Origin of the sequence: Emticicia sp. (genome assembly GCF_043780375.1) — a bacterium.
Lineage (GTDB): Bacteria > Bacteroidota > Bacteroidia > Cytophagales > Spirosomataceae > Emticicia.
The window spans coordinates 56,419-64,585 of record NZ_JAYWCU010000173.1 but is presented as its reverse complement, the minus strand read 5'-3'; the positions used below and the strand labels follow the sequence as shown (position 1 = coordinate 64,585).

The 8,167-nt window shown below is 37.8% G+C and carries 4 protein-coding genes; all 4 read right to left on the bottom strand.

What is annotated here, in order from left to right; genetic code table 11:
* Positions 1–172 precede the first annotated feature (172 nt).
* The 4 genes from ACH2CJ_RS14055 to ACH2CJ_RS14040 all read right to left on the bottom strand — a co-directional run bounded on the left by ACH2CJ_RS14055 (position 173) and on the right by ACH2CJ_RS14040 (position 8,127).
* Positions 173–1,159: a Gfo/Idh/MocA family protein gene (locus ACH2CJ_RS14055; protein WP_394993558.1), complete on the bottom strand. Its 987-nt coding sequence runs from the start codon at positions 1,157–1,159 to the stop codon at positions 173–175.
* A gap of 45 nt (positions 1,160–1,204) precedes the next feature.
* Positions 1,205–3,079 (bottom strand): T9SS type A sorting domain-containing protein, encoded by a 1,875-nt coding sequence (locus ACH2CJ_RS14050; RefSeq protein WP_394993556.1) that lies wholly within the window; start codon positions 3,077–3,079, stop codon positions 1,205–1,207.
* 178 nt (positions 3,080–3,257) lie between these two features.
* On the bottom strand, positions 3,258–4,490 hold the full coding sequence (locus ACH2CJ_RS14045; RefSeq protein ID WP_394993554.1) for an isocitrate dehydrogenase (NADP(+)): 1,233 nt from the start codon (positions 4,488–4,490) through the stop codon (positions 3,258–3,260).
* Positions 4,491–4,794: 304 nt separating this feature from the next.
* A complete protein-coding gene (locus ACH2CJ_RS14040; RefSeq protein WP_394993553.1) occupies positions 4,795–8,127 on the bottom strand; it encodes a carboxypeptidase-like regulatory domain-containing protein in 3,333 nt (1,110 codons plus the stop codon).
* Positions 8,128–8,167: the final 40 nt, after the last annotated feature.

The window sequence follows — 8,167 nt, the reverse complement described above, 5'->3', positions numbered from 1 at the left end:
AGAAAATTTGATGTTTACAGCTTGTTCAATGTATAATTTTAGACTGGATTGTCAGAAAATTATACTAATCAAAGAAAAAATATGTTAAAAATGTCTATTAATTATCATTAAAAAGATCTTTTTATTCGTAATCATAGCGGCGAATCGCTCGTAAATCGTCATTCGTAAATCTTCAGTCAATTCCTTCATAAATAATTCCAGCTTTTTGACGGATTTCGTCCAATAAGCTTATTAATTTTACACTCATTGAAAGCGGCATTTTGTCGCTTTCATTTTTGCCTTCCCGCAAACATCTATTTACTTCTTCAATCTCGAAATTGTACCCAATGGTTTTGCGTGGAAAACGAAAAATGACAGGTTTTCTATCGGTTTCATAAAGCGTTATTTTTCTTGCATCAATAAATCTCCCTTCGATATGAATGTAGCCATTTTCACCATAAATCAATGCTTCAGTGCGAGTTCGGGCATTTAAAGTACAGCTCAAAATCGCCGTAGCATTATTTTTATAGCCTAAAATAAAACTTGTTGTTTCGTCTATTCCGGTGTTTCCAAAATTGCTAATTGCTTGAATATGAGAAGGATATCCCAACAAAAGCAGACTCAAATAGGCAGGATAAATACCAATATCGAGTAAAGCACCACCACCAAGATTTAGGTTAAACAATCTTTTTTCTGGAAGTTGTGGGGCAACAAATCCAAAATCTGCTTGAACGGTTTTTATTTTTCCAATACGTCCTTCGGCAATCAAATCTAAAGTTTTGTTAATGGCTGGCGTAAAGCGTGTCCACATAGCCTCCATCAAAAAAACATCATTTTCATGAGCAGATTCTACCATTTTCTGCACTTGTTTTAAATTCATGGCAAAAGGTTTTTCGCATAAAACAGGCATTTTGTTTTTAAGACACAAAATTGTATTTTCGGCGTGCGAAGTATGAGGCGTAGCAATATAAATGACATCTAAATCGGGCGTTTGAAAAATACTTTCGTAAGAATCATAAAAATAAGGAGCGTTATATCGTGCGGCAAAATCTTTGGCTCTTTCGAGCGAAGTAGAAGCGACGGCATATAATTCAGCATTTGCGACGGTAGCTAAATCAGTAGCAAATTTTTCGGCAATTTTGCCAATACCAATAATTCCCCACTTGATATTTTTTTTCATCTTAATTTCGTTTCGATTAGAAAGCGAAATTAAGGAAAAATCGCTTTATCGAACTATAATTTTTTCAATAATTTTGCTTTCGCCCGAATCTAAGAGAAGAAAATAGATGCCAGCATCAAGTGTATTTTTCAAAAAAATCTGAGCTTGATTGTTGCCTACCGTTTGAATTTCTATCGGAATATGGAGTCCGATTAAATTGAAGAGTTGCATGCTTTTAGGTAAAGCATGAGTGGTTTTGATAAAAAAATAATTGTTTTCGAGAGGATTTGGAAAAACTATCAAAGTTTTTTTCTCAATTTGAGGTTCAGAAGCCAGAATCGAAATGCTTACAGTTAAGGTTTTATAAGTAAACTCTTTTCCTGCATCGTCATAAAATTTTAGTCGGTAATAATTCTCTCCAAAAATAGGTTTTTGATCAGTGAATGAATAGGCTTTTTTTGTTGTGGAAGTAACAGAAGCCGCCACTTGACCCAATGAAGTAAATTTTATGGCATCAATGCTTCGCTCAACAACAAAGTTTTTAGAACGAGTTTCGGCAGTAGATTCCCAAGTGAGTTTTACATATTGTTCGGAAGTTAAACTTGCCGAAAAATCTTTCATTTGTACAGCTAATGGACTTCCAATCTTAACTGCCCAAAAATCGGTGCCTCCTTTATTTTCTGTCAAATCACCATCAACAGAGTCAGAATTCCCTGCAATGATAAAACCCCCATCACTTGTTGGAAAAGCACCACGAGCAATGTCAGAATCGGCTCCACCAAACATTGTATGGCTACTTATTAAGCCCGATGTTTCGATATTTACCAACCACATATCACCTACTGGGCCTTTAGGTCTTACTTTGCCAATATCGGAGCTACTAATGCCCATTGCAAATAGTTTTCCATCACTTGTTTTTTTGATAGTATAAAGTCCATCAATGTCTGTTCCGCCAGTCAATGTTTTCCACAATACTTGTCCATTGCTTGCAATTTTCACTAAAAACCCATCTTTTTGACCTAAATTACTACTCATATCGCCATTACTTGAGTTTGTTTCTCCAACAATAATGTAGGCATTATCAGCAGTTTCGATTGCCGAGAAAGCAATGTCTAAGTTGGTGCCACCCAATGCTTTTTGCCATAAAACACTGCCACTTGCATTAGTTTTTATAGTATAAAAATCTATAAAACCTTTTCCTGCTCCCGAAACTTCTGAGTTGGTTGCTTCTGTGCCACCAACCATTAAAAAGCCACCATCTGAGCATAAAATTACTTCATTCATCCAATCATCTTGGGTACTTCCATAGGTTTTAGTCCATTGAATATTGCCATCGGCGTTGAGTTTTGACAACCAAAAATCTGAGGTATTGATTGGGGTGATGGTTGCTCCGAGCATATAGCCACCATCGGCAGTTGGTTTGATTGTGGGTTTTGAGTTTGCGTCGGCTGTTGCAAAGGCGATTTCGCCTGCATTATAACCACTGGCAAAAACTTTTCGCCATTCTATTGAGCCATCGGTTTTTAGTTTAAGTAGAATTAGTCCTCCACGAGAGCCATTACCTACGGCTTCTCCATCGGTTGAGTTGGTAGTGGCTACAATTAAGATTGCTTTATCTTTTGTTTCTAAAACATCAGTGGCGATATCATCTTTTGTTCCGCCAAATGTTTTTGACCAAACAATTTCACCCCAATTATTCAATTTTACAACCCAAATATCGCTTCCACCAGCACCGCTAAATGCTTTTGAGGTGAGAACATCTCCATCTTTATTATTGTTGGTAGAGCCTACAATCACATAGCCGCCATCGGACGTAGGTGTTGAGGCATAAGCAAATTCGTCGTTTTTTCCACCTAAGCTATTTTGCCAGTGAATGGCTAAGTTTTGGGCAAACAATAATGAAGAGAAAGTTGTAAATATGATTATTAATATAGATTTCATTGGGTAATTAGGAATGAACGACAATTTTATTATCACTATATGTAACGCTAAGCCCTTCCGACTTGTGTAAAATAAGTTATAGTAATCAAAAACAGCAAACTTCGTACCACAGAAATACAATAAAAAACGCCTCAACGGTTACAGTCGAGGCGTAGGGTTTTTATAGAGGGTTTATTAACTATTTTGAAGCTAATTTAACCTTTAAGTTTTGGTCAATAGCATCTAAAAATTCTTCTGTATAAAGATAATGATCGCCGTGGCTTACTTTGTTTCCGTGAATACAAACAGCCAAATCTTTGGTCATTTTACCCGATTCAACAGTTTCAACACAAACTTGTTCTAAAGCTTGGCAGAAATCAATTAATTCTTGGTTGCCATCTAATTTTCCACGGAACTCTAAACCACGAGTCCAAGCAAAAATAGAAGCAATTGGGTTTGTTGAAGTTGGTTTTCCAGCTTGATGGTCACGGTAGTGGCGAGTTACAGTTCCGTGAGCGGCTTCAGCTTCCATCGTTTCACCATCTGGCGTAACCAATACTGAAGTCATCAAACCTAATGAACCAAAACCTTGTGCCACTGAGTCAGATTGTACGTCTCCATCGTAGTTTTTACAAGCCCAAACAAATGAACCGCTCCATTTTAAAGCAGAAGCTACCATATCATCAATCAAGCGGTGTTCGTAAACGATGCCTGTTGCTTCAAACTTAGATTTATAATCTGCTTGGTAAATTTCCTCAAAAATATCTTTGAAACGACCATCGTACTTCTTCAAAATAGTATTTTTTGTAGAAAGATAAAGTGGCCATTTTTTATTTAAAGCAACATTGAAACATGAGTGAGCAAAACCACGAATTGACTCGTCGGTATTATACATTCCCATTGCAACTCCACCACCTTTGTAGTTGTAAACTTCAAAATCTTGTACCGAACCATCGGCACCTTCAAACTTCATTGTTAGTTTTCCTGGCCCTTTTACTACGAAATCGGTCGCTTTATATTGGTCTCCAAAAGCATGACGACCAACGATGATAGGGGTAGTCCAGTTTGAAACTAAACGAGGAACATTTTGACAAACGATTGGCTCACGGAAAACAGTTCCATCCAAAATGTTACGGATAGTACCATTTGGTGATTTCCACATTTGTTTTAAGTTGAACTCTACCACACGAGCTTCGTCAGGTGTAATAGTCGCACACTTAATACCTACGCCGTATTGTTTGATAGCATTTGCAGAATCAATCGTTACTTGGTCGTTTGTTTCATCACGATACTCAATGCCGAGGTCATAATATTTTATGTCCACATCAAGGTAAGGAAGAATTAATTTTTCTTTAATAAAACGCCAAATGATGCGAGTCATTTCATCGCCATCTAATTCTACTACTGGATTTGCAACTTTAATTTTTCCCATTTTTCCAAAAGCTCCCCGCCCCCAAAGGAGAGACTAAGTTTATATTTATATTGATGTCTTGGGGTTTAATGACTAATAATAAAAAAGACTATAAAAAAACAAATAGTAAGGCTTACCAATGACTTTTTAAAACCTCTTATTATTTTTTCAAATGACACGAATAATTGTTTATAATCACAAAGGTAAGTGTTTTATAGAAATATTCTAAGATTTGGGCAAACAAAAAAAGAGCCTCCAAATGGAAGCTCTTTTCTGACTTAAACCAAAGAAAATTATGAAAATTAATAAAATTGTTTGTTCCTTTTTATTTATTCAATAATTGGTCGAAAGTGAGGGCTACATAGTACATTGTGCCAACTGCTGCACTACCAAATGCTTGAATGTATGGTTTGCCACCAATGTTTGTACCACCAATTTTGATGATAGTTTTCATAGCAGATAGCTTATAACTTACTTGTGCATCGAAAGTGGTGACTTTTGGCACAGTAGTGTTACTAAAGAAACCGATACCTGATGTAGTTGGTTGGTTGAAACTTGCTTCCCACAAATAGGCATCTTGGTGTCTTAGGTTTACATTAAATCCAAATTTATCACCGCTATTCAAGCGTTTTCCAAAGCTAATATTATAGCGATTTTTTGGTGTGTTATAACCTGCAAATTGCTGCTCTGGACTTGCTGTAAAACCTTTAAGATTATTTTGTGCAAAATTCACACCCACATTAAATCCTTTTGACAATGAATAATTAGCACTAATGGCAAAGCCATTAGCTGTGATTTTTTCTTTTGTGTTTGATGGGCGAGAATAACCCAAACGAGTTGAAGCACCACCAGCACCAGATTCGATAGGTAAGCCTGGGCCTGCGGCAGCTATTGGAACAATAATAGAGGTTCCACCAATAAAGTTGGTATATTTACTTGTATAGAAATATGAATCAACAAATAGTTTTTTGGCAATTAGGCCTTTATAACCAATTTCATACGATTCTATTTTTTCTGGTACTAATGCTGTAGCCTTATATTTAGGCAATGCTGCTAACCCATAGGCAGGAGCTACTTGTGCCGTAACTGCTGGAACGTTGGCAGCAAGTGCTTTTGCTAACTCTGCATTAAATGCGGGTTGAAAATTTGCTGCAAGAGCACCTGGCAAAGTTGCTGCAACACCGGGGGCTAAGTTGGTTGCTAATGCCGCTGGTAGAGCACCTGCAACACCTGGGGCTAAATTGGTTGCTAATGCCGCTGGTAAAGTACTTGCAACACCTGCTTGAATAGCTGCTGCTGCTGCTGCTGCTGCAATCTGTCCTGCTGCAACTGCTGCATTTACTTGAGCTGTTACCCCTGCTGTTACTTGTTGTGTGATTACTGACGTTACCCCTGCTGTTACTTGTTGAGTAATTGCGGCAGTTACCCCTGCTGTTACTTGTTGAGTAATTGCAGCAGTTACCCCTGCTGTTACTTGTTGAGTAATTGCAGCAGTTACACCAGCCGTAATTGCGGGAGTTGCTTGTGCTGTTACGGCTGCCGTTGCATAAGCTTGTGCTTTGGCTATTACATCTGCAGTGATATATTTTGTTGGATTTTTTGAAAAATCAGTTAATGTTGCTAAAGAGATACCACTTGCTAAATTATATCTAGCATCGAATTCGGGTTGTCCACCAATCAGAGTTCCTGCAGGAGTTTTCAAATCAATGTATTGGTTTTGAGTCGTTGGAATACGATAACCTGTTTGATATGAAACACGGAAGTTTTGTTGTCCGAATGTTGCTACTGCTGAAAAACGTGGTGTGAAAAATCCTTCAAAATTTTGGCTTTTATCATAACGAATCGAAGCAGATAATTTCAAGTGGTCGCTAAACAAACTTTTGGCAGCTTGCAAAAACGCACCGTATTCATTAATCGGAATATTGCCTGTACGACCTTCTTTTTTATCGGCAAATAACGTTCCGTTAGATGCTAATTGATATTGACGCACGTTTGCTCCACCCAATAAATCAATAAATTTGATTTGATTCTTGAAATTATAGACACCTTCTGCATGATACATATTTGTTTTATCCAAGAAACCACCGCCACCATCTACAATGGCTGCATCACGAAATTTGTTTAATAGCGTAGTATATTCTGAAGTTCCTGGTGTCGGCATTCCTTTGTCTGCCACGCCTCTTGCTGTCAAGTGGGCTGCGTCTTCTGCTTGTCCTGCACCTCGTGCTGCTGCAAATGCTCCTACATATTCGCCAAACCAATTAGCATGAGGCTTTATACTGTTCAACATTGCTACGGCAGCTAAACCAGCAGTGTATGATTGTCCCGACCTTTCTTGTGTTGTATATGCTCTTAAAGTAAAGTTATCGCCTCTCAATTCTACTTTAGCTTGTGTCAAGTTAAAGTTTCTTAACGAATATCGACCTGTTCCTGTATAAACAGTTGTTCCATATCCATAATTAAGTTGTCCTACTAATTCTACTTTATCATTTATACGATAATGGGCAGCCAAATTAGTCTTAAAACTCTTGGTATTATAATCAACCATGTCTTTTTCTAAGAAGCCCGTTCTACTAACATTGGCACTTGGAATCAATCCCAATGCTGCTGACGGTAAAAGTTTAGCGGCAATTAGTCCATTTGCAACGGTAGTCATATTGGCTTGAACTTCATCGCCATAAACGTTCATTCCGTCATAATCGTTTTTTACACCTGCACCTCTTGTACCATTTTGTATGCCACCCAAATTCAGATTTGAGTAGTCAGTCGCTTGCCAATCTTTAGCTGTGATGTAAGCCAAGTTTATTTTGAAAGCAAATTTATTGTTCTTAGATGCTTTTGCATAACGCATCGAGAAATCTGCCATTGGCGTTGTAGGCTCGGTTCTGTTGCTGGCACTCATTACGCCAGTTTTCAACGTTGCACTCAAACCTTGATACAAGAATGGGCTTTTGCTATTCATCAAAATCAAGCCATTGATGGCATTTGGTCCATAAAGAGCAGATGCTGCTCCTGGCAAAACCTCCACACTCTCAACGTCTAATTCAGGCATACCAACGATATTATCAACTGGAAAATTTAGACCAGGAGCTTGGTTATCCATTCCATCAATCATCTGAACTGTACGAGGATTACCAGTAGAACCAAATCCACGCATATTGATTGATTTGAATAATAAACCTTGAGTAGTCATGTCGATGCCTTTCATGTTGGCAAGAGCATCATAAAACGATGGAGAAGCCGTTTCACGAATAGTACGAATGTCCATTTTCTCAATTGCCGCAGGCGATTTCAAGACAGATTCTTCAACCCTTGAGGCAGAAACAACTACTTCTTGTCCTAAAACTGCTTGTTCTTTCAACGAAATATTGATAGAGGCGTTATTTCCAGAAACTACCATTTCTTGACTTTCGTATCCTACAGAAGATATTATAAGTGTGAATGGCGGTGCCGATGATACACTAAATGAAAACTCACCCTTAGTGTTGGTGATAGTTCCTACGACCTTGCCTTTTACTTGAACACTAACACCGATTAGTGGCTCTTTAGTTGATGCGTCAGTAATCGTTCCAGACACTTTTGTTTGAGCAAAGGAAAGCTGAGTAATAAGTAAGCAGCAAATTCCAAGCAAACATTTTTTTACGGAAAGTTTGTACATAAGAATATTGGTTAGTGGGTTAACAAAACGTAATTTTGTG

What these genes read in the sequence shown, in the direction of transcription:
- ACH2CJ_RS14055 (WP_394993558.1), bottom strand. Translation starts at nt 1,159, where the DNA reads ATGAAAAAAAATATCAAGTGGGGAATTATTGGTATTGGCAAAATTGCC.
- ACH2CJ_RS14050 (WP_394993556.1), bottom strand. Translation starts at nt 3,079, where the DNA reads ATGAAATCTATATTAATAATCATATTTACAACTTTCTCTTCATTATTG.
- ACH2CJ_RS14045 (WP_394993554.1), bottom strand. Translation starts at nt 4,490, where the DNA reads ATGGGAAAAATTAAAGTTGCAAATCCAGTAGTAGAATTAGATGGCGAT.
- ACH2CJ_RS14040 (WP_394993553.1), bottom strand. Translation starts at nt 8,127, where the DNA reads ATGTACAAACTTTCCGTAAAAAAATGTTTGCTTGGAATTTGCTGCTTA.